Origin of the sequence: Methanobrevibacter sp. TLL-48-HuF1 (assembly GCF_023617305.1) — an archaeon.
Classification (GTDB): Archaea; Methanobacteriota; Methanobacteria; order Methanobacteriales; family Methanobacteriaceae; genus Methanocatella; species Methanocatella intestini.
The window spans coordinates 428,563-451,068 of the sequence record NZ_CP081485.1; the positions used below are offsets into that span (position 1 = coordinate 428,563).

A 22,506-nucleotide genomic window follows, 5' to 3' on the forward strand; every position below is an offset into this window, starting at 1 on the left:
TTCTTAATAATTATTAACCTAATCCACCAACGTCTTCGCCACGGATACGATTTCTCATTTCAATACTTTCTTTCAATATATCTTCAAAATTATCCGAATCAACTATTTTAATAAGTGGATATTTAATATTTTTAAATATTCTAAAAAATTCTTCATTAATTTGTGAATCAATTTTATAATCTTCAAATAACTTTTTAATATTATCTGAATTATTATAATCATCAATAAAAGTTAAAACTGATTTTTTATCATTGTTAGCATAAATATTAGCTATTACTGCTGTTGCAATTGCACTTGGAGATACGATAGCTATTTGAGCTTCCCTTAACGGATAATCATTACCGTTAAAAGATATGCTGATTCCGTCATGCTCACGGGCAAATCTCAATGGTTCAACATCCGTAATGCTGTCTCCAATATAGAGAATTTCATTAATATTAATATTGTCACGGGATATTATGTCATCAATAGCTAATTTTTTACCTTCACCGCCAATAACATCAATATTTTTAATATTTTCATAAATCCCCATTTTAGGAATTTCACTGAAAAAAATATCATCAAACAGCTCATATTTTTTAGGATTTTCCAGTATCTGCTTTTTAAATTCAGCAATTTTAAGTATTTCTTCATCAATAAGATTTAACTCATCCATATCAACATCAGTATAATATGTGTTTTCAAATGGAAATTCCATAAAATTAGATACTGCTTCAATATATTGGCCATAGCTAGTACTAACTATGTAAGTATTCATAGCACTTTGAAGGTATTTTAATAGGAATCTTGAATCGTTAACTACATAGATATGTTCCCGTGAAAAATTAATCAAATCTTCATTTTTAAGATTTTCAACAACAAAAAATGGCAAAATTAATTTCAGTGTGTTGCCTGCTTTATAATTATCTTTTTTAACTTCATCTACAAGATAATCATCATATAAACTAAGAATTTTAAATAATTCATCTCCATCCTCAATGAAATGTGCACATAACTCAAAAGCATTGTCATTTAAAGTTAATGGACCTTCACAGTCTGTAATAAATGATTTTTCAAACACATAATCACCTGAAATTAACTAATTTTATTGCAGTTACAGGACAAATTGCCTCACACTGTCTGCAATAAATACAGTTTTCCTCATTAAAAGTAACTTTATCCCCTTCAAGTATCAATGCATCAGTCGGACAATTTTTAACACAAATTCCACAGCTTTGACATTTCTCACTGGCCAATGAAAAGTCAGCTTCCCTTTGGCCTTTCAGATCAGACCTGCTGAAGAACAAATCACATCCTTTACTATGGAAATAATCATCATAAGCTCGGATTGCTCCAAACTGACAGTCTCCAACACATCTTCCACAGTAAACACATTTATTTTCATCTATGACAATTGGTTTTGGAGCATCAAGTGATATTGCACCAGTCGGACAACTGTTTAAACATTCACCACATGCAATACATTTTTTGTCAAATACTTCAATGCCTCGGTTTATCAAATAAGATTCAAACAGCTTGCCAAATTTTTTAATTTCAATATTTTCCCCTAAACTTAAATTCAACTCTCTGCTCATCATGTCATTGACATTATATTGAATATATCCCTCATAATCAGCATCATCAAATTCCAAAGATAATGTTTTTGATATTTTCTTAAGAGAACCGTTTAATCCAATTAAATCAATAGATAATCTTTTCATATCCTTATCTACAATTTCAGAAACCATGTCATAAGACTTAATCTCACTATATAATTTAAATGCTTTTTTACGTGAAGAATATTTAATAGCTGTTGACGGACAGGAATGCATACACTCCTCACATCTTGCACAGTATCCAGGATTAATATAAGGCAATTTATTAGTTTTGGAAACATTGATTGCACCTGCTGCCGGACAAACTCTGGTACAAGTCATACAACCGATACAAATATCCTGGTTAACAATAATAACTTTTCCGCCTTTAACTGTTTTTGGAAGAAGCTGACCATATTTAATTGCATCAGTCGGACAGACTCTAAAACAATATCCGCATCTGACACAGGTATCAGGATTTATTACACTGTAAGCTTCTCCAGTGTCAACTGCATGAATTTTAATTGAACCTGTTTTACATGCCTGAACACATGCCCCGCAGGATTTACATAATTTTGTGTTGATATTTGGAACGTTTTCCTTAATTGGTTCTGCAATATCCACATCCATATGTATTGCATCATAAGGACAAGCATTACGACATAATACACAACCAAAACAGGTACTTTTTATTTTAGTAAAACCGTCATTAGGATCAACATATATTGCTTCAATCGGACAGGACTCAAGACATGGCTTGTCTGTACAATTTGCACATTTGCTCTGATTAATTGAAGATTCAACATCTACATCCCTTAAAGGTCTTGGAGTTTTAGTATAACTATCAATCATAACACTCAACCCATAACTACCTCTTCATTTAAATTTGAAGCTTTGACTGTAACATTTACTATCTTTTCACCATTTTCATCCTCTTCTAAAGAGAATTTGGAAATGAAATATTTAATTGTTGAAAACGGACAGGACTGATAACAAATACTGCAGCGTAAACATTTATTTTCATTTCTCACAATAGTGTCATTCTTTTCATCAAAGGAAATTGCTTTAGTAGGGCAATCCGGAATACACATTTGACATTTCTTGCAGGTTTCACTATCCCAGTCAATAATTCTAATTTTAAGTCTGTTAATAGCATTAGTTAATATTTCTAAAGCTATCTCTTCATCAGATATTATTTCCAATGCTTTATCAAAAATATCGGAAAGAGGGAAATTATACTGTAAAAGCCTGTCTTTTTTCAGGGACCTTAAATCCTCTTCCTTATTGTTAATGTATTTTTCAAGAAAAGTTACAACCTGAGCTATCAGCTCTTTTTGATCTTGGATATTGTCAACGAAAACTCCTTTCATAGCACCGTTTACCGGACAAACATCAAGACATTCTCCACATGAAATACATTTAAATGGATTTACAACAACCTTGCCGTCATCTTCAACATGGATTGCTCCGACAGGACATTGTTTCATACATTTTTTACATCTGATACAAAGATAATCGTCAATGATAAATTGTCTTTTAGAAGGAATAATATTAAATTCAGGCTTCAATAAATGATTTTCCCCACATTCTAAAGTTTTAGGTTCAGTCGGACAGACTTCTGCACAAAAACCGCATCTGATACAGGCAGATTTATTTATTATCGGATAAGTAATGCCTTCCTTTGTTTCATCATCCTCATCACGAACTAATTTAATTGCATTTGGAGACGGACATGAAGAAATGCAAGCACCACAACCAATACAATATTCTTTAATTACATTTGGAAAGTTTCTAAATCTGGATGGTTTTTCTACAATTTCCGGACTGGTTTTGGCATTAGTAAATCCCTGTGCCCATGCTTTTCTGGCAAAATCATAAATATACCACATCAAAGAAGACATTTTACCTTACCTCAAAAATATTTTTAGTAGTTGTATTGCCTTTTTTATCAGTAATAGCAACTCTTTCTGCACATGCAACACAAGGATCACTTGATGCATAAGTGGATACTGCATCTGCAACAGTAGCAACATCCTTAATCATATATTTTGCACAGGAATCCATATTTGAAATACTTGGAGTCCTGATGGAAATATGTTTAATTAAATTACCGTTGGTTTCAATCATATAACTTACTTCACCACGAGGAGCTTCATTTCTCCATTCAGCATATCCTGATTTAATATCAACAGGAACACGAATATCTCCTTTAGGCATGTTTTCAATAGCTTGCCTGATTAAACTGATACACTCAGGTATTTCATCAATCCTGTTTAAGGTTCTTGCATAATTGTCCCCTTCTTTTCTCCAGATGGTTTTAAAATCAAAGTGGTCGTTGTAAGTATAATGGTCTTCCCTTAAATCATGCTTTAATCCGGATCCTCTTCCAATAGGACCTACAGCTTTTCCTTTAATAGCTTCTTTTTTAGTCATTACTCCAACATTGCGGGAACGCATTCCAATAGCTGGACCTTCTGCATAAATCTCTCTTAATCTTGGAATTCTCTCTTCAATAATTTTTAGATTATCAAGAATCGGTTTGAAATGACGTTCGTCAGCATCCATTTTAACACCACCAACTACATTCCAGCCCATATTAACTCTGTTTCCAGTTAATAGTTCAATAGCATCCATTGCATACTCCCTTATATCTAAAGATTGCATATATAATGTTTCATGATCAATAGATTTGAAAAATGTGGAATTACCAAGTAAATGACTTTGAATTCTGTCTAATTCATTTGTAATAACTCTTAAAAACTGAGCTCTTAAAGGAGCATAAACTCCAGATATCCGTTCAATAGTTTCTGCAAATGATTGAGTATGCTCATAAGAACATATTCCGCAAACCCTTTCAGCTAAATAAATACCTTTTTGCCAGGTTTTACCTTCTATTATCTTTTCAATTCCCCTATGAACATAACCATATTCAATTTCAGCTTTAACTACTTTTTCACCCTCAGTTTGAAGTTTTAGCCTTATCGGTTCTTTTAAATATGGATGAATCGGACCAATAGGTAATATCATTTCTTTTCCCTCCCACGATTAGCAATAGCCTGTGGACCTACAGCTAAAATTGCTTCTAAAATTTCATTAGGTCTTGGTGGACAACCAGGTATCTCTGCATCAACAGGTATAAAATCAGAAGCAGGAGCATAAACTTTTCCACCTTCCTGATTAAATACATCTCCTGATTGTGGACAGTTCCCAACAGCCACTACTATTTTTGGTTCAGGAGCTTTATCATAAACTCTCTTTAAATTATCAACCCATTGCTCAGTAACAGCACCAGTCAATAATAAAACATCAGCTTCACGAGGATTGTTATGAACATAAATACCATATTGCTCTAAATCATATCTTGGAGAAGTTAATGCAACCAGTTCAACATCACACCCATTACATCCCCCACAATTCACAATACAAACATGAATTGAGCTTTTTCTCACAACATCCTTAATAGCATTTAACATCTATAAGCCTCTCAAATTATTAATTATTATATTTATACTATTCATTATTAATTAATATTTATATTCTTTAATAAATTAAATAACTCCTTTCTGCCATCATCTAAAGCAATATCATAAGATTTCCCACTAATAATCTCATCAGCTACTTTATTTTTAATCTCATCACCCTGTTCTACAGATAACAACTCCAATGTATCTACATACCATGGCAATCTTAAATCAGCATCCAATCGTTCAAGCAAACATTTCTGATTAGCAATTTCCAATGTTCCATGTAATGCTTCTAAAGAAGACATATCTAATAAATCCATGAATAAATCTCCTAACTCTTCAGTTGTACAGCCAAATTCTCTTGAAAAAGGAATTATGATATCTTCTTGCCATTTAAAACTTCTAATCACTCTTTTTTTCATTAAATTAAGTTTAGCTTTATTATCCATACAATCACAACTAGATTAAATGCATTATCAAATAAACAATAACAGCAACAACAATTCCCACCAATGTCTCCATTCTACCATATCCCGGTCTTTCACCCATTACAAAACCGGCTAAAAGAAGACCAATAGCTATTAAACTTTGAGAAAATTGACAATTAATTGCCAACACCCAACCAATAACTGAAACTACACACATAACTACATTCAAACCTTTAACAACAAAAGGTTCTCCATGCTGTTTATAACTGTATAATAATCCCAGTATTGACCCTATAATAAATGTAAGTAAATAAATTAAAAATTCAAACATAATATCCTCTCTAAATTGGTCTAAATCTTATTATAAATAAACATATGATAATTATAAAAGTTATAACAAAAAATAACTTTTCCAAATTCTCAATATGGTGAGAAAAATGTCCTTTAAGAGTTAAAATAATCAATGCAGTACACATTACCATTAAAATAATCATATATCCAATTAAAGTTGTATGAAGGAAAGTAGTTATTAAAGTAAGAACTACTGCACCAAATCCCACTAAAGAAGTTAAATATATTGTAGATTTATCATTCATCATCTCAACCTCATACAAATATCATTAAAAGTGTTCCAACAAAACAAATTGCTCCAATCGTTATTTGAGTCATGACAGAATGGTTTGGATTCAACATTGGAGTTACAGCATTAATAAATCCAGTGATAAATGTTATAATTATCATTCCTAAAGCATAATAAACTGGAGATAACGGTCCAAAGAATATTGTTAAAAATACCCAAAGCATTACATACCATGAAACGGACTCTGAAAACATTATGAATCCTTTTAAAAATCCAAAATGTTCTGTTTCGAATCCGGAAACTAAATCTTTACCTTTTGTAATTCCAAATGGAGAATAAGGAGATTTAGATATAATCAGCATAAAGAACATTAATGCCGCTAAAGGAATAGAAAATGCCAAAGGACCATGAACACCCTGATATGCTATGATTTTTCCAATATTCATAGAATCTGTTTTTAAATAAACAAGAACAATAGCGGCAAATAATGGAAGTTCAGTAGCTGCAGATAAAACTGCCCTTACACAACTCAATTTACCATAAGGAGAACCTGAACTTGAACCTGAATTATGCTCCACGATTTTATAGACAGCATAAACACCAAACAGGATAAGTAATGAATTATGAGTTACAGGACCTACAATAACACCAACAACCCAAATTATAGCTAAAATAACAACAATACCAATATAAAATGGCATTGCAGCAGTTTTTGGAAATGAAGATTCTTTAAAAAAGAACTTTAAAGAATGTAATAAATGCTGAACTATTGGAGGGCCTGGCCTAAGCTGAATACGAGCCATGATTTTTCTGTGCAAACCTAAAAGCAAACTACCTGCAAGGAATGCGATTATTACATTAATTAAAATATCTGCCATCAAATTCATAATACCACTAATATCCTGTAAATGGTTCTTTTATCCTTTCTTCCTTATCATCTTTTCTTGGTTTAGCCATTGTTAATAAACCTAAACCTAAAATCCATAATGGAATTCCGAAAATAGCTATTACATACACAATCCAACTAGCCATATCAAATATTAAAGCAGCCAATATAGCTAATGTAGAGATTAGCAATAATATAATACTTATAATTTTTTGAATATCCATACTCTCACTACCATAAAACTAATAATAAAATTTCCACTGCTCTAATAATAACAAATAATGAACTTAAATGAATAATAACTAAAAATGGAGAACCGGGAGTTCTAAACATTTCAGCTTTACTTGCAAAGAACGGTGCAACACCACACTCCCCTAAAATTCCAAGTAACATCAATAAAGCACCAAAAATCATCATTGGAGTTGCATGCATTTGATTTAATACTAACAAACTTAATGTTCCGGAAGAAGCAAGAACAATAGCTGCTCCACCAAATAACGGTAAACTACACATCATAGCTATTAAACCATAATTAAAAGCGGAGTTTAAAACACTGACTTGTCTTACAGCTGAAACAATTCCAATATTCACAATACCAATTAATGCCATAAATAAAGTAAAGTTAAACAAATCTCCAGTAATCATTGCCCCTGCAGAAGCTATACCACAGATTACAGATAAAAATCTCCTTTGTTTAAACTCTTTTGATCCTACTTTTACATCAGTATTTCCAAGTTTCATAAAAGTAGCTTCAACTTGTGTTTCTGTTTTACTTACAGCTATCAATAATGTAAACCCTAACATTACAGCAAATAAAAACAAATTAAGAGGTGTGAAGTACAGTACTATATCACCAAAAGGAATTGTACCTAATAAATTTCCACCAAGTGTACTAAAATCCATATTTACTTACTCCTTATTCATATCTTCTCTCATAAGCACTCCAATTAAACCAACTTTTGAAGCTACTTTTAATAACAATCCACAAGCTGCTAAGAATAAACTTAATAACCATAATTTAGGCATTATAAAGAATAATGCAAATCCAATAATCCATAAACACCAAGCAATACCTGAAACTCCACCAAGTCCTTCTAAAGTGAAAACAGGTAAACCTTTTGCTTTTTTAGAAATTGCATATAATAAAATTCCCCCACCAGCTACTGCACCACCGGTAAATCCTGTTAAGAAAATACCATAAGCTATTAAAACTAACGCAATGAAATTAGGTGCTGTAGTCATGATTTCCAAATCTAAATTAAATGGAATCGGGAATAAAGAAGTGCCTTCAGGCAGGCTTCTTTTAGGATTTTGTTCTATAATATGCATTTCTCTTGAAAGTAAAATCTCAGAAATAGCTAATGTTTCAGCTAATTCAACTACCAAACCAGGTAAAATTAAGGATTCGGCTAAATCAGTTCCTACAGCAGAAACAACAAAAATCATTGCAAGACCAATCAAATCCGTAAGAATAAGAATATGAATCTCTTCTTTTTTCATGGCAATAGCTATTGATCCTATAAAACCAACAATCAAACCTGCATAAATTGCAGGTAAATACATTGAGATAAATGCTTGAGGAACAAATTCCGGAACGAGGACCATTAATTATCCCTCCTTAATTGTCTAGCTCTAGATTTAGCATCATTTATTTTAACTTCATTAGCTACTTTTACTGAATCTCCAATAGCTTTTTTAACACCGTCTTTTATTTCTTTTTCATCATTTTTTCTATTCATTGTATAATTTATAGATAACCATGAAGCTATTATGAAAGACATCATCAGAATAGAGGATTCCAATATAGTATCAAAACCACGAGTGTAATACAATATTTCATCAATTAATCCACCAGGAGATGAATAAATAGATGTTCCGAAATATGGAGACGTTTGAGAAACCCACAAAGCTACCGGTGACATATATGATGTAATCATACCAATCTCCTCAGCATTTTGGGGAAATTGAGCCATAACTATTCCCGGAGTTTTTAAAATTTCTCCACCCCTGTCATAAGGAGCTACAGCTAATCCTGCATCTATCTGTTCTTGAGGTTCGGGCCTAGGATAAATTTGGTCGGGATTTAGACCCATTGGAACAATAAAACCTATTAAAAGAATTACGCCTAATGAAAAAGCAAAAATCCTTGGAACATTTTTTGGGTTAGCTAATTTATTCCATAGAGTTCCTATCCTCATACATCTGCCCCCATCTCTTCTAAACGAATAATTGCTCTAAACAAAACAAAAGTAATAACAACAGTTGTTGCAAGTAATGTCAATAAAGCCAAAACATGATTATAAGTTAACAATACCAAACAAACTCCTATAGAAGCCACTTCTGTATTAAATGTCCTTATAATAGGATCTTTTACACCAGGACCCCAGGCAGTAGCTAAACTACCTACAATAGCTAGAAAAATACCAACATAAAAGAACAAATTAACATCAATCATGTAACTCACCACTTTTAACTTTTCTTTGTCTAATTTCTTTAATTTTAACAATCGCCATAATAAAAATTAAAGTACACAAAGGATCAGATAATGCAACAAACATTGCAACATCCAAATATTTAAATAATACCACAACAAGTAAAAAACCTGCATCCATTATAGAAAACATTATTACTTTGTCCAATGGTTTTTTTAAGAATATTACTCCAAATGCTCCTATTAACATTAAAGCTATTGCAATAAGTGATACAACAAATTCCATTTTAACGCCTCAATCAAGAATTATTTCATCATCCAGCTTATCCAAACTTGTTGCAATAGCATTAGCACTAATTGTAGAACATATGAAAAATGCAGCAGCAACTATAAATGCAAATGGTGTTTTAATTACCAAAGCTATTAATGCAGGGACTCCAAACCCAATAACATTTAAATAAAGTAATTTTGAAACTCTATCTTCAGTTATTAGAGCCCTTAATGCCACATATATTAATATTATCCCAATTATTATTTCAACATACATATAATCACTCTTTAACATGCCTATTGAACTTTTTAGCTATTTTACCAAGTAAAATAGAAGCCTTAACCTGATCAATTCCTTGAATTGTTAAAATAGCTACACAAATACCTGCTATAAACATTTCAGGAGTTAAACCTGCAAATGAACAAACAAACAATATAACAGTCATAGTTAAAGAACCCGTAGTTCCGGCATAACCTGGATCTGCACACAATCTATTTCCAATAAATACAAAGAAAGCGGCCAATATACCTCCAGGAATTCCTAAAATCATATATCCAATAGCTGCTATTAATGTACCGGCAGAAGCATCAGGAGAACATAATATATTCCCTTGGAAAAATCCGCCAGCAATATCGCCATTTCTTTTTTCAATTGAATCTCCAACAGTTTGAACTCCTTTAACTCCAGGCTGCTGTGGAAGTCCAAAATAAGTATCAATAATAACAAAGTTCAACCAACAGATAACCGCAGCTATTATAATACCAATTATCTCATTCATTAGCTGGCCTCCTCTTCATTATCTTGTAAAGGTTTTGGAAATACTTCATAAAATAAATATTTCACAAATAATGCAGTTAACACACCAATAACTACAGACAACACTAATCCATTGTAGATAAATGTATAACCTAAAACAAAGAAAAGTGAAAGAATACCCATAGCCATTATTGGAGTGGGATATAACGCACTTACATCAAAAGAATACATATATGGTTTACTTGGCAATAATGGAACCCGTAAAATCAAAGCAACTATAATTGATACTACAATTGCTACAATATAACATAATGCAACATCAAAATTAGAAATACCAATATTTGCAAGGCCATAAGCACCATTATAAACACATGAATGCATCATATTAAGATTAAACATATAATATTCCTCTCTATAATTATTAATTATTACAAATGAAAATATATAAATGTTGTTACTTAAAAATAGCTTATACAGCAATAATAGAATGTTAAGTGGTCTAAATGAAAAATAAAAATATAATAATAACTGGAGGACTTGGTTTTATAGGTTCACACATTGCAGATGAACTAATTGAGAATAATAAAGTTACCATAATAGATAATCTTTCTTCAGGAAAAGTAGAAAACTTAAAAAACCCCTCTCATAAAAATTTAACCATAATAAAAAATAACTTAAATGATGTAAATTTAGATGAAATACTCATCGACACAGATTACATATTTCACCTTGCAGCTATGGCTAGTGTTCCATTAAGTGTAAATGATCCAATTAAGTGTAATGATAATAATGTAAATTCAACCATTAAATTACTAACTGCTGCAAAAAACCAAAATGTGAAAAAAGTAATATTTTCATCATCTTCAGCAGTTTATGGAAACAATACAAATACTCCTTTAAAAGAAAGTGAATTAATGACACCAACTTCACCTTATGCAGCATCTAAAGCAACTTGTGAATTATATTTGCAGGCATTTAAAGAAAGTTATGGTTTAAAATCAATAGCTTTAAGATATTTTAATGTATTTGGACCAAAACAAGATAAAAACTCCCAATATGCTGCAGTAATCCCTAATTTTATTGATGCAATACTTAATAATAAAAATCCAATAATTTACGGAGACGGTCAGCAAACAAGAGATTTCATATATGTAAAAGATGTTGCAAAAGCAAATATATCTGCAGCAAAATCAAATTATACACAGCCAGTGAATATTGCTACAGGTAAAAAGTTAACAATAAATAGATTATATGAAATAATTGCCAATTCTCTGGATAGTGATTTAAAACCAATATATGTTGATAAAAGAAAAGGAGATATTACTCATTCAATAGCCAACATTGATAAAATGAGTAAAATTAATTTCAAATCTGATTATTCTAACTTTGAAAAACAAATTAATAAAACCATACAATGGTTTAAAGAAAATTAAAAAATAGAAATTTAGTGGAATCCGCAATGAGAACAGGTTTCACATAATTCTTCTTCTGAAGGAACAGTTTTTCCAGTTTCTTGTAATAAAACAGATAATGCATAATAATCTTCAGATGCATTTTCTTCTCTTAAAACTGGAGAAATACCTTTAAAAATACATTTAATATCACCAGTTCCACCAATATCAACAGCAGTTGGTTCGCCCATTTGAAATCTGTTGAAATAATCAAGAATTTCATCCCTTAAAGATGAAGGTACTCTGAAATTAAATGAAAGTATGTTATTTTCTTTCATTTTAAGTCCAACATATTTTTGTTTTATTTCATAATTCAATCCTAATTTTTTTTTAAAAATTACAATATCAGATATATCTGAAGATGCCATTTGAATTTCCCCCAAATTATTTTTTCTAACTAAAAATTACTTATAATTTTTTTTAGTATATAAACTATTCTTTCATAAAAAATTAATTTTTCAAAATTCATAACGAATTATCACGATTTTTAATAAGCTTTATATAAATTAAAAATCATACTTACATCATTATAATAATTATTATATTATAATAATATGAATAATCTTAATAAAATAATTAACATACAACTAAGGTGTTTACTTTGAATGAATATAATAAAGATATTGGTAACAGAGTAAAAGAATTGAGAGAACTCTCCGATATTACAATTCAAGACTTTGCAGAAGAATTAGATATTGATGAAACAATGTACAAACAATATGAAAATGGTGAAGTAGACATACCAGCAAGTTTCTTATGTGAAATTGCAAATAAGTTTCAAGTTGATTTAGGTTTACTTTTAACTGGTGAAGAAACTAGAATGAATATTTTCGATGTTACTCGTGCAAATAAAGGTATTTCAGTAGAAAGAAGAAAAGAGTACAAATACGAAAACTTATGTACCAAATTCATTGATAAAAAAGCTGAAATTTTTATTGTAACTGTTGATCCAAAAGAAGATACAGTTCCTTCATTAAATAGCCACCCTGGACAGGAATTTAACTATGTCCTTGAAGGTTCTTTGAAACTTTATATCCACAATAATGAAATTACATTAAACAAAGGAGATTCAATATTCTTTGATTCAAGCCATAGACATGCTATGGTTGCACTTAATAATGAAAAAGCTAAATTTTTAGCTATAATAATGTAAAACCACAGAGGTTATAAAATGACATCATTAATTGAAGATTATGTAAATAAAGTTGATTTTGACTCATATGAAGATTTTAACAAAAATTTCAAAATAACATATCCTGACAATTATAATTTCGGGTTTGATGTAATCGACAAATACGCTGAAATAGACCCTGAAAAGATTGCTTTAATCTGGACAAACGATGAAGAGGAAAAACATACTTTCACCTTTTCAGATGTTAAAAAATACAGTAATAAAATTGCAAACTTTTTTACTAAAAAAGGCATTAAAAAAGGCGATAAAGTAATGCTTACCTTAAAAAACAGATACGAATTCTGGTTTACCATGGTTGCATTACATAAAATCGGAGCAGTAGCTATTCCTGCAACCCACATGTTAAAACTTCATGATATTGACTTTAGGATAAAAAATGCTAATGTCAAACTTATTGTAACAGTTGAAGAAGACAAATTAATTCCAGATTATGAAGAAGCACAAAAAGAACTAGGAATTGATTTAGTAAAATGTGTAATTGAAAGAGACATTGACGGATGGATTAATTTTAATAAAGCTATTGAACAAGAAAGCGATGAATTTGAAAGGCCGACTGGAGACAATGAAGTACTTGCAGATGACATCTCACTAATTTATTTCACATCAGGGACAAGTGGACTTCCTAAAATGGTAGCTCACAAACAAACTTATGGATTAGGACACATCCCAACAGCTAAATATTGGCAAAAAGTTGAAGAAGATGGCCTACACCACACAGCAGCAGATACAGGATGGGGAAAAGCGGTCTGGGGAAACTTCTATGGACAATGGATTGCAGGAACTGGAATTTTCATATATGATTATGACAGATTCAATGGTATTAAACTACTTGAAAAAGTTATTGAAAATAAGGTAAACACTTTCTGTGCACCTCCAACAATATACAGATTTTTAATTAAAGAAAATATCAAAGGATATGACTTTTCAAACATGCATCATGTAACAACAGCTGGAGAACCTTTACCTCCCGAAGTATCAAAAAGATTTAAAGAAATATCCGGTTTAAGAATTAAAGAAGGATTTGGTCAAACTGAAACAGTATTGATTATTGGAACTTTTGACTGGTTAGATGCAAAATTAGGTTCTATTGGAAAACCAAGCCCATTATTTGATGTTAAATTATTAAATGAAAATGATGAAGAAGTTGATATAGGTCAGGAAGGTGAAATCTGTATTGATGTATCTCATGATATAAGTCCAGGATTATTTAAAGAATATTACAAAAATCCTGAAAAACAAGCTGCACAATGGCATGACGGTTTCTACCATTGTGGAGATACTGCTTGGAGAGATGAAGACGGATACTTCCATTTCATAGGAAGAAATGACGATATTATTAAAAGTTCAGGATATCGTATTGGACCTTATGAAGTAGAAAGTGCAGTATTATCTCACGAATCAGTAAGTAACTGTGCAATTACTGCATATCCTGATGAAATAAGAGGTCAAATTGTAAAAGCTACAATTATATTACAACCAGGATACGAAGGTTCTGAAGAGCTTAAAAAAGAAATTCAAAATCATGTAAAAAGAGTTACAGCTCCCTATAAATATCCAAGATTAATTGAATTTGTAGATAAAATTCCGGAAACAATAAGCGGAAAAATAAGAAGAGTAGAAATAAGAAATAACGATAACAAAAAGGAATAGATGGTAAAATGGCTGATGTATCATATCCAATAATACACAAAGAAGAGTGTAAAGGCTGTGGGAGATGTGTTTTAGGATGCTCCCAAAATGTTATTAAAATAGGTAGTGAGCTCAATAAAGCAGGATATCGCTATGCATATTACAGTGGCGAAGGTTGCAGTGGATGCAGGGATTGTTTCCTTACATGTCCAGAACCATTAGCTATTGAAGTTTATGTATATACTAAAAAGGAGGAAGACAATGACTAATCAGATGGTAAAAGGAAACACTGCAGTTATCATTGGAGCAATGTATGCTGGATGCGATTGTTTTTTCGGATATCCTATTACTCCTGCAAGTGAAATTCTTCACGAAGCATCAAAATACTTCCCAATGGTAAATAGAAACTTTGTTCAGGCAGAAAGTGAAGAAGCTTCAATTAATATGATTTATGGAGGAGCTTCAACTGGACACAGAGTTATGACTGCATCCTCAGGACCTGGAATAAGCTTAATGCAAGAAGGATTTACCTATTTAGCTGGTGCAGAACTGCCAGCAGTAATCGTTGACATTATGAGAGCGGGACCTGGATTAGGTAATATCGGACCTGAACAAGGAGATTATAATCAGGTAGTTAAAGGTGGGGGTCATGGAAATTATAAAAACATAGTTCTAGCTCCAAATAGTGTACAGGAAATGTGTGATTTAACTATAAAAGCATTTGAATTAGCCCATAAATACAGAAATCCTGTTGTTGTACTTGCTGATGGTACTCTTGGACAAATGGCTGAACCTTTAGAATTTCCAAAAGAAGCTATTGAACCTACCATAGATGAATCCTGGGCAGTACGTGGAAACAAAGACACAATGGAAAATTTAGTTACTTCTATTTTCCTTGATTTTGATCAATTAGAAGACTTCAACTTCGAAATTCAAGAAAAATACGCTAAAATAGCTGAAAATGAAGTTGAATACGAAGATTACAAACTTGATGATGCTGAAATTGTTTTAGTATCTTATGGAATCAGCAGCAGAGTAGCTAGAAGTGCAGTTGATGTTTCCCGTGAAAAAGGATTGAAAGTTGGACTTTTAAGACCTATTACATTATCACCATTCCCAGAAGAAAAAATTAAAGAACTTGGTGACAAGGGAGTAAACTTTATTTCTGTAGAAATGAGTAATGGTCAACTATTAGAAGATATACAATTAGCTGCTTTAAGAAAAGAAAACACTTACCTTGTTAACAGAATGGGTGGAAATTTAATTGAACTTAAACAAGTTCTTAAAAAGATTTACGAAATAGCTGGAATCGATGAAGACTTACCAAAAGGTACTTCTGAAAAAGGAAAAACAGGAAAATATATTATTGATTAAGGATGTGAAAAAATGGATGAAAAAAGTTTAGCACCAAAAAACTTAGAAGATTATGAATTATCAATACGTAAACGTCCTGAGTCAATTTATCCGTCTTTTCCAAGAAAAGGTGAAACAAACCAGACTACCACACATTACTGTGCAGGATGTGGACATGGAATTATTCATAAATTAATTGCAGAATGTATGGATGAACTTGGAATACAAGAAAGATGTGTTATGATTTCCCCAGTAGGCTGTTCAGTATTTGCTTATTACTATTTCAACTGTGGAAATGTACAAACAGCTCATGGAAGAGCACCTGCAGTAGCTACAGGTATCTCAAGAGCAGAAGATAATGCAATTGTAATGAGTTATCAGGGAGATGGAGATTTAGCATCTATCGGTTTAAATGAAACATTGCAAGCAGCAAACAGAGGAGAAAAAATAGCAGTGTTCTTTGTAAATAATACTGTTTATGGTATGACTGGTGGACAAATGGCACCAACTACTTTAGTTGGAGAAAAAACTGTTACCTGCCAAACCGGAAGAGATCCTGATTATGCAGGATATCCAACTCATATGTGCGAATTAATTGACAGCTTAAAAGCACCAGTATTTATTGAAAGAGTTTCACTAGCTACTCCTTTAAAAATCAGACTTGCAAAATATGCTATTAAACAGGCATTAACTATTCAAAAAGAAGGAAAAGGATATTCATTTGTAGAAATATTATCTCCATGTCCTACTAACTTAAAACAAGATGCAAAAGGTGTTCAGGACTTCCTTGAAAACCAAATGGAAAAAGAATTCCCTGTTAAAAACTTCAGAAATGAATTGAAAGACAGAAAACCAATTATAAGACCTGAAAATGATTACACAATCGACTCTCTAGACAAAATATTCAATGTAGACAGAAGCGAAGACTCCACTTACTGTGAAAGTACTGGTATGGAACCTGTAACCATCAAAGTAACAGGATTTGGAGGGCAAGGTGTTTTAAGTGCAGGCCTTACAATAGCTCAGGCTGCCTGTAGTGAAGGCAAACACGTTTCCTGGTATCCAAGTTACGGACCTGAACAAAGAGGAGGAAGCTCAAACTGTTCTATTGTAATTTCTGATGAAACCATAGGAACTCCAGTTGTAGAAGATATTGATATTCTTATTGCTCTAAACAAACCGTCTTTAGAGAAATTCGCCAGTGATGTTAAAGAAAATGGAACTATTATTTACGATTCACGTATAGGTGACGTTGAAGTTGATAAAAACGTTAACATAGTCAAAGTTCCTTCAATTGAAATAGCTGAAAAATTCGGAAACACAAGAACTGCCAATACTGCTTTAATTGGTGTTTTAATGGAATTGAAGAAAACATTAGCACCAGAATCCTACGAAAATGCTATTAAACATATGTTCGCATCTAAACCAAAAGTTATTGATGTAAATATTGATGTTTTAAAAGCTGGAGCAAAATGGGTAAAAGACAACTCTTAAATTAAATGTGGTTTCATGACATATAAAGAAATAGCTAAAAAATACTTGGAAAGCAATGGAATTACCATAGGAGATACCATTAAAATTAATAAAGAAGATATCTCCTATGAAGGTATCTTATTAGACAGATCAGAAGATAGTGAAGACGGATATTTAGTTTTAAAATTAGATAGTGGATATAATGTTGGTGTAGCTATTGAAAATACTCAGGCTGAATTAATCCAAAAAGGTGATAAACCAAATATAGGTTATGGAGCTGAAGATGTAGCTCATGATTCATCAAAACAGGATATTTCAATAATATCCACCGGAGGAACTGTTTCTTCAATTATTGATTATAGAACCGGAGCAGTTCACCCTAAATTTACAGCTGCAGATTTAATTAAAGCAAATCCTGAACTATTAGATTATGCCAATTACAATGTTAAAGCTCTGTATAATATTTTAAGTGAAAATATGCAACCTAAATATTGGGTTGAAGCTGCCAAATCAATAGCTAATGACATATCTGATGGTTCTGACGGTGTTGTAATAGCTCACGGTACCGATACATTACACTACACTGCTGCTGCATTAAGCTTTATGTTAAAAACACCAGTTCCAATTGTAATAACTGGAGCTCAAAGAAGTTCAGACAGACCATCCAGTGATGCTAATATAAACCTTATTGATTCTGTAGTAGCTGCAAAATCAGATATTGCTGAAGTTAGCGTTTGTATGCATGGCAGTTTAAATGATTCCTATACATATCTTCATAAAGGTACTAAAGTTCGTAAAATGCACACTAGTCGTAGAGATACATTTAGAAGTATTAATTATGAACCAATAGCTAAAATTAAACAGCATGTTATGGACATTAACCCTAATTACAAATATACAAAAAGAAATGAAAATAAATTGGAAGTTAACAGTGCTGTTGAAGAAAAAGTAGGACTTATCAAAAGTTTTCCCGGAATTTGTGAAGAGCTTATTGACTACCATATCGATAAAGGATATAAAGGTCTTGTTATTGAAGGAACCGGTCTTGGACATGTCCCTGATAAATTAATAGCTCCTTTAGCTAGAGCACATGATGAAAATATTCCTGTTGTTATGACTTCCCAATGCCTGTATGGCAGAGTAAATATGAATGTCTATTCTACAGGACGTGAAATATTAAATGCAGGAGTTATCTCTGGAAGAGATATGACACCTGAAACTGCTTATGTAAAATTAAGCTGGGTTTTAGGTCAAAGCGATGATATTGACGAAGTTACAAAACTAATGAATGAAAATATAGCTGGAGAATTTAATGAAAAGTCTTCAATTAAATATTTCTTAAATTAAGGTCGTGTGAAAATGGATTGGGAAAAATTAGGACTTAAAATGGGACTTGAAATTCATCAGCAATTAAATACAAAACATAAACTCTTTTGTCCTTGTAAAACTGAATTGGTTGATGAAGATTACAATGAAATTGTTGAGAGAAACTTAAGGCCAACACAAAGTGAACTTGGTGAAATTGACAGAGCTGCACTTCAGGAGTCTTTACGTGGCTTAAACTTTAAATATGAATCTTACAATCATCATACCTGTCTTGTAGAAAGCGATGATGAACCGCCTCACAGTTTAAATAAAGAAGCTCTTGAAATCTGTATTACAATAGCTGCATTGATGAATATGCATATTGTAGATGAATTCCATACAATGAGAAAACAGGTTATTGACGGAAGTAATACTGGAGGATTCCAAAGAACAGGACTTGCTGCAACTGACGGTTATCTTGATACTCCTTACGGCAGAGTAACTATTGAAAGTTTAGGTCTTGAAGAAGATGCAGCTAGAAGAATTGAAACTACCGAAGATTATACTGAATTTAGATTAGACAGATTAGGTATTCCTCTTGCAGAAATTACAACAGATCCATCTATGCACCATCCTGATCAAGTTCGTGAAGTTGCATATATGATTGGTCAGGTTTTAAGAAGTACCAATGTAAAAAGAGGTCTTGGAACAATCAGACAGGATTTGAATATTTCAATTGAAAAAGGAGCTCGTGTTGAAATTAAAGGTGTTCAAAATCTTGATTTGATGAGTGAAATCGTAGAAAATGAAGTTCAAAGACAACTTGCATTAATTGAAATAAAAGAAGAGTTAAACAAAAGAAATGCTCAAGTACTTGAAGAGATTCATGATTTGGACAGCTTATTTGAAAATACTGAATCCAAAATATTATCTCAAGCAGAATCTATAAAAGCAGTTGTATTAAAAGGTTTCAGTGGACTTATTGGAAAAGAAGTTCAGCCAGGAAGAAGATTCGGTACTGAAATAGCAAGTTATGCTAAAAAACGTGGAGTTTCCGGAATATTCCATAGTGATGAACTACCTGCATATGGCATTACACAAGATGAAGTAAATTCTGTAAAAGATTATTTGAATATTGGTTCTCAAGATGCATTTATTATTGTTGCACATGATGAAGATATAGCTATTTCAGCATTAGAAGAAGTTAAAAGAAGAGCCAATCTTGGATTTGAAGGAGTTGTTGAAGAAACCCGTAAATCTTTAGATGACGGAAATACAGAATATATGAGACCACTTCCTACAGCTAACAGAATGTATCTGGAAACAGATATTCCATTATTTAAAATAAGTGATGAATTAGTTGAACCAATTAAAAATAACTTGCCTGAACTTCCAGATGTTAAAAAAGAAAGAATTATTAAAGAATATAATTTAAGTGAAGATTTAGCTAGCCAACTAGTTAAAAGATTAGAAGCTGATGTCTTTGAAGAAATATTGGCTGATGTAAAAGTAGATCCAACACCAGTAGCTTCTCTTCTTGCTTATGATTTAAGAGAAATTAAAAGGGAAGGTCTTGACATTGATATTTTAACTACACAACACTTAAAAGATATTTTCCAACTTTTAGCTGATTCCAAAATAGCTAAAGACAGCATTACCAAATTAACAACTTGTGTAATACAGTCACCTAACGAAGAAATCAAAACAACAGCTGAAAACAATAATTTAACTTTACTTAGCCAGGAAGATGTTACCAAAATCATTGAAGACATTGTTAATAAAAATGAATCTATGGTTAAAGAACGTCAAATGGGAGCTATGGGTCCTTTAATGGGAATGAGTATGAAAAAACTTAAAGGTAAAGCTGACGGAAGTATTGTTAATAAAATAGTCAGGCAATCTATTCAGAAAATGTTATAAAAGAGTTAATAACTCTTTTACTTATTTTTATTTAAAATTCAACAATAATCTTAATTAACATCTATAAATTAAAAATCTTACTCCCATACTTCAAATAGCTAATTCATACATTTTACCTCATTTTTACGATATTATTTAATTTCAAAACAAGACAAAAACTTTATATTTAAACCCTTTTAAATATTATAAATGGGGGTGAAAATATAAAGAAGCTATCAGTTCTTCTTATATTCTTACTTTTAGTAATTGCTATTCCTGCAGTTTCTGCTGAAGAGAATGGAACATCCAATAGCATTGATGCTGATAATTCAATAACTATTGGCCCAGGTGATTCAATACAAACAGCAGTAAATAATGCAAATAGTTCATCTACTATTTACTTAACACCAGGAACTTATTACCAAAACGGAATAAAAGTTGATAAAAACTTAACATTCCAAGGAAAAGGAAATGCTGAAGATATTATAATAGATGGACAGTATAAAAACAGCATTGTTTTAATTAATTCTGTTTCAACTGTGAAATTTATTAATATAACCTTTATACATGGTAATGGTCATGATTACGGTGGAGCAATCAATAGTGAACACGGTGGTAAAGTATATGTAGATACTTGCATCTTTAAAGACAATAAAGCTATTCAAAATGGTGGAGCTATTTCCGTGGCAGGAGAAGAATTTTACAAACTCGGAAAGAAAATTACTAACAAAGGATACCTTAAAGTAAATAATTGTCAATTTATAAACAATTATGCTGGCCATGATGGTGGTGCGGTTTGTACATACTGGGGAGATACTTATCTTTACACCTCATTATTTAGATTTAACTATGCTTACCGTGATGGAGGTGCTACACGTACAGGTATCTATTCAACAACCACTGTTGAAGATTGTATATTTGAAAATAATACTGCAAGAGAGTGGGGAGGAGCATTATACAACTGGCCTGGTGAGTTAACTGTTAACAATTGTACTATAGCTAATAATACTGCAGGTACAAAAGGGGCAGCTATGATTACTTCTGGACCTTTGGAGGTAACTAATTCTATTATTACTAATAATTATGGTGAAACTGGAGTAATATATATTGATGAAGAAACACCAGCTATACCATCTAGAGTAATATTTGATAATAATTATATAGTGAATAATTACCCTGAGAATAATAAAATTTTTGTAATTGAAAAATCAACAGCAAAAGACTCCAACATTAATAACAATTATTTTGGAACTACCAATACAACTATAATAGTTGATGATGAAACCGGTAAATTCCCAATACCAAATAAATTTATTAATATGGATCCTGTAACTCCAGAGCCAAGTGAACCAAGTAATCCAGTAACTCCAAACAATCCTGAAACTAATACAACTAAACCTACTACAAATAACAACAATACTCAAACAACAGATACAGTCAATAATAATCAAACAGATAACATTCTTAACAATATTGTTTCAAATATAACCGATGAATTTAATGAAATTGTTTCCAATGCAAATAAAATTGTCAGTAATTCTACTGAAAGTAATGTGAATGTAGGAACAGACTCTTCACAAGAAGCAACAAAGTCCAGTGACTCTGAAAAAAGTGTTCATGAACTTCTTGATAAAGATGTTTCAAAACAAACACAAATTAATCCAATACCTTTTATAATTGTATTAATTATTGTTTTTGCTGTTTTAATCTTTGGTTATTACAGATATAAGAAAAACGAATAATTAATCTCCTTTTTCTTTTTTTTAACTTATCCAAATAAAATAATAATTTCATTAATTTTAAATAATCTCAAA

Annotated in this window: 28 protein-coding genes; 9 read left to right on the forward strand and 19 right to left on the reverse strand. The window is 31.6% G+C overall.

The window, feature by feature from the left end; translation table 11 throughout:
- Positions 1-13 precede the first annotated feature (13 nt).
- Genes K4897_RS02070 through ehaA form a run of 18 tightly spaced genes read right to left on the reverse strand, consistent with a single transcriptional unit; the run spans position 14 to position 10,789 of the window.
- On the reverse strand, positions 14-1,060 hold the full coding sequence (locus tag K4897_RS02070; RefSeq protein ID WP_250416402.1) for a hypothetical protein: 1,047 nt from the start codon (positions 1,058-1,060) through the stop codon (positions 14-16).
- Positions 1,061-1,064: 4 nt separating this feature from the next.
- Positions 1,065-2,435 carry a 4Fe-4S binding protein gene (locus tag K4897_RS02075; RefSeq protein ID WP_250416405.1) on the reverse strand — a complete coding sequence of 457 codons (1,371 nt, stop codon included), beginning with the start codon at positions 2,433-2,435 and terminating at the stop codon, positions 1,065-1,067.
- Entirely contained in the window at positions 2,432-3,475 is a 1,044-nt protein-coding gene (locus tag K4897_RS02080) for a 4Fe-4S binding protein (protein ID WP_048203853.1), read from the reverse strand. Before K4897_RS02080 ends, K4897_RS02075 begins: the two co-directional genes overlap by 4 nt.
- A 1-nt stretch (position 3,476) precedes the next feature.
- Complete coding sequence (locus K4897_RS02085) at positions 3,477-4,601, reverse strand: nickel-dependent hydrogenase large subunit (RefSeq protein ID WP_250416408.1); 1,125 nt, start codon at positions 4,599-4,601, stop codon at positions 3,477-3,479.
- Positions 4,598-5,047, reverse strand: a complete 450-nt coding sequence (locus tag K4897_RS02090; RefSeq protein ID WP_019266265.1) for an NADH-quinone oxidoreductase subunit B family protein — start codon at positions 5,045-5,047, stop codon at positions 4,598-4,600. Before K4897_RS02090 ends, K4897_RS02085 begins: the two co-directional genes overlap by 4 nt.
- Positions 5,048-5,094: 47 nt before the next feature.
- Positions 5,095-5,487, reverse strand: a complete 393-nt coding sequence (locus tag K4897_RS02095; RefSeq protein WP_250416410.1) for a DUF1959 family protein — start codon at positions 5,485-5,487, stop codon at positions 5,095-5,097.
- A 10-nt stretch (positions 5,488-5,497) separates the two neighbouring features.
- On the reverse strand, positions 5,498-5,797 hold the full coding sequence (locus K4897_RS02100; RefSeq protein WP_019267597.1) for an energy-converting hydrogenase subunit EhaL family protein: 300 nt from the start codon (positions 5,795-5,797) through the stop codon (positions 5,498-5,500).
- A gap of 10 nt (positions 5,798-5,807) precedes the next feature.
- Positions 5,808-6,065, reverse strand: coding sequence for a hypothetical protein (locus tag K4897_RS02105; RefSeq protein WP_019266268.1), 258 nt, complete (start codon positions 6,063-6,065; stop codon positions 5,808-5,810).
- A gap of 7 nt (positions 6,066-6,072) precedes the next feature.
- A complete protein-coding gene (locus K4897_RS02110; RefSeq protein WP_250416413.1) occupies positions 6,073-6,933 on the reverse strand; it encodes a respiratory chain complex I subunit 1 family protein in 861 nt (286 codons plus the stop codon).
- Between the two features lie 7 nt (positions 6,934-6,940).
- Positions 6,941-7,156, reverse strand: a complete 216-nt coding sequence (locus K4897_RS02115; RefSeq protein WP_250416415.1) for a DUF788 domain-containing protein — start codon at positions 7,154-7,156, stop codon at positions 6,941-6,943.
- Between the two features lie 7 nt (positions 7,157-7,163).
- A complete protein-coding gene (locus K4897_RS02120) occupies positions 7,164-7,835 on the reverse strand; it encodes a membrane protein (protein WP_019266271.1) in 672 nt (223 codons plus the stop codon).
- A gap of 6 nt (positions 7,836-7,841) precedes the next feature.
- A complete protein-coding gene (locus tag K4897_RS02125; protein WP_019266272.1) occupies positions 7,842-8,537 on the reverse strand; it encodes an EhaG family protein in 696 nt (231 codons plus the stop codon).
- On the reverse strand, positions 8,537-9,130 hold the full coding sequence (locus tag K4897_RS02130) for an EhaF family protein (protein ID WP_019267598.1): 594 nt from the start codon (positions 9,128-9,130) through the stop codon (positions 8,537-8,539). The genes K4897_RS02125 and K4897_RS02130 overlap by 1 nt, the downstream gene beginning before the upstream one ends.
- On the reverse strand, positions 9,127-9,387 hold the full coding sequence (locus K4897_RS02135) for a DUF2107 family protein (RefSeq protein ID WP_004034509.1): 261 nt from the start codon (positions 9,385-9,387) through the stop codon (positions 9,127-9,129). The genes K4897_RS02130 and K4897_RS02135 overlap by 4 nt, the downstream gene beginning before the upstream one ends.
- A complete protein-coding gene (locus K4897_RS02140; RefSeq protein ID WP_094516160.1) occupies positions 9,380-9,649 on the reverse strand; it encodes an EhaD family protein in 270 nt (89 codons plus the stop codon). Before K4897_RS02140 ends, K4897_RS02135 begins: the two co-directional genes overlap by 8 nt.
- A 9-nt stretch (positions 9,650-9,658) precedes the next feature.
- A complete protein-coding gene (locus K4897_RS02145; protein ID WP_250416417.1) occupies positions 9,659-9,910 on the reverse strand; it encodes a DUF2109 family protein in 252 nt (83 codons plus the stop codon).
- A 4-nt stretch (positions 9,911-9,914) separates the two neighbouring features.
- Positions 9,915-10,412 (reverse strand): hypothetical protein, encoded by a 498-nt coding sequence (locus tag K4897_RS02150; protein ID WP_250416420.1) that lies wholly within the window; start codon positions 10,410-10,412, stop codon positions 9,915-9,917.
- The gene (gene ehaA, locus K4897_RS02155) at positions 10,412-10,789 is read right to left on the reverse strand and encodes an energy-converting NiFe hydrogenase A subunit EhaA (protein ID WP_019267601.1); all 378 of its coding nucleotides are present in this window, start codon (positions 10,787-10,789) and stop codon (positions 10,412-10,414) included. Before ehaA ends, K4897_RS02150 begins: the two co-directional genes overlap by 1 nt.
- A 104-nt stretch (positions 10,790-10,893) precedes the next feature.
- Between ehaA and K4897_RS02160 the strand changes: the two genes are divergently transcribed.
- Positions 10,894-11,823 (forward strand): NAD-dependent epimerase/dehydratase family protein, encoded by a 930-nt coding sequence (locus K4897_RS02160; RefSeq protein ID WP_250416423.1) that lies wholly within the window; start codon positions 10,894-10,896, stop codon positions 11,821-11,823.
- 11 nt (positions 11,824-11,834) lie between these two features.
- On the opposite strand, the gene K4897_RS02165 is transcribed toward K4897_RS02160, so the two are convergent.
- Positions 11,835-12,209, reverse strand: coding sequence for a hypothetical protein (locus K4897_RS02165; RefSeq protein WP_019266279.1), 375 nt, complete (start codon positions 12,207-12,209; stop codon positions 11,835-11,837).
- A gap of 224 nt (positions 12,210-12,433) precedes the next feature.
- Here K4897_RS02165 and K4897_RS02170 point away from each other — a divergent pair, with 224 nt between their 5' ends.
- From K4897_RS02170 to K4897_RS02205, 8 genes are all read left to right on the forward strand, one after another.
- Positions 12,434-12,994: a helix-turn-helix domain-containing protein gene (locus K4897_RS02170; RefSeq protein WP_250416425.1), complete on the forward strand. Its 561-nt coding sequence runs from the start codon at positions 12,434-12,436 to the stop codon at positions 12,992-12,994.
- Positions 12,995-13,012: 18 nt separating this feature from the next.
- Positions 13,013-14,683 (forward strand): AMP-binding protein, encoded by a 1,671-nt coding sequence (locus K4897_RS02175; protein ID WP_250416428.1) that lies wholly within the window; start codon positions 13,013-13,015, stop codon positions 14,681-14,683.
- An 8-nt stretch (positions 14,684-14,691) separates the two neighbouring features.
- Positions 14,692-14,931: a ferredoxin family protein gene (locus K4897_RS02180; protein ID WP_250416431.1), complete on the forward strand. Its 240-nt coding sequence runs from the start codon at positions 14,692-14,694 to the stop codon at positions 14,929-14,931.
- On the forward strand, positions 14,924-16,036 hold the full coding sequence (locus K4897_RS02185) for a 3-methyl-2-oxobutanoate dehydrogenase subunit VorB (protein ID WP_250416433.1): 1,113 nt from the start codon (positions 14,924-14,926) through the stop codon (positions 16,034-16,036). The genes K4897_RS02180 and K4897_RS02185 overlap by 8 nt, the downstream gene beginning before the upstream one ends.
- A 12-nt stretch (positions 16,037-16,048) precedes the next feature.
- The gene (locus tag K4897_RS02190; protein ID WP_250416435.1) at positions 16,049-17,509 is read left to right on the forward strand and encodes a 2-oxoacid:acceptor oxidoreductase family protein; all 1,461 of its coding nucleotides are present in this window, start codon (positions 16,049-16,051) and stop codon (positions 17,507-17,509) included.
- A gap of 15 nt (positions 17,510-17,524) precedes the next feature.
- The gene (gene gatD / locus K4897_RS02195; protein WP_250416438.1) at positions 17,525-18,835 is read left to right on the forward strand and encodes a Glu-tRNA(Gln) amidotransferase subunit GatD; all 1,311 of its coding nucleotides are present in this window, start codon (positions 17,525-17,527) and stop codon (positions 18,833-18,835) included.
- 12 nt (positions 18,836-18,847) lie between these two features.
- The gene (gene gatE, locus K4897_RS02200) at positions 18,848-20,713 is read left to right on the forward strand and encodes a Glu-tRNA(Gln) amidotransferase subunit GatE (protein WP_250416440.1); all 1,866 of its coding nucleotides are present in this window, start codon (positions 18,848-18,850) and stop codon (positions 20,711-20,713) included.
- A 518-nt stretch (positions 20,714-21,231) separates the two neighbouring features.
- Positions 21,232-22,434 carry a hypothetical protein gene (locus K4897_RS02205; RefSeq protein ID WP_250416442.1) on the forward strand — a complete coding sequence of 401 codons (1,203 nt, stop codon included), beginning with the start codon at positions 21,232-21,234 and terminating at the stop codon, positions 22,432-22,434.
- Positions 22,435-22,506 lie beyond the last annotated feature (72 nt).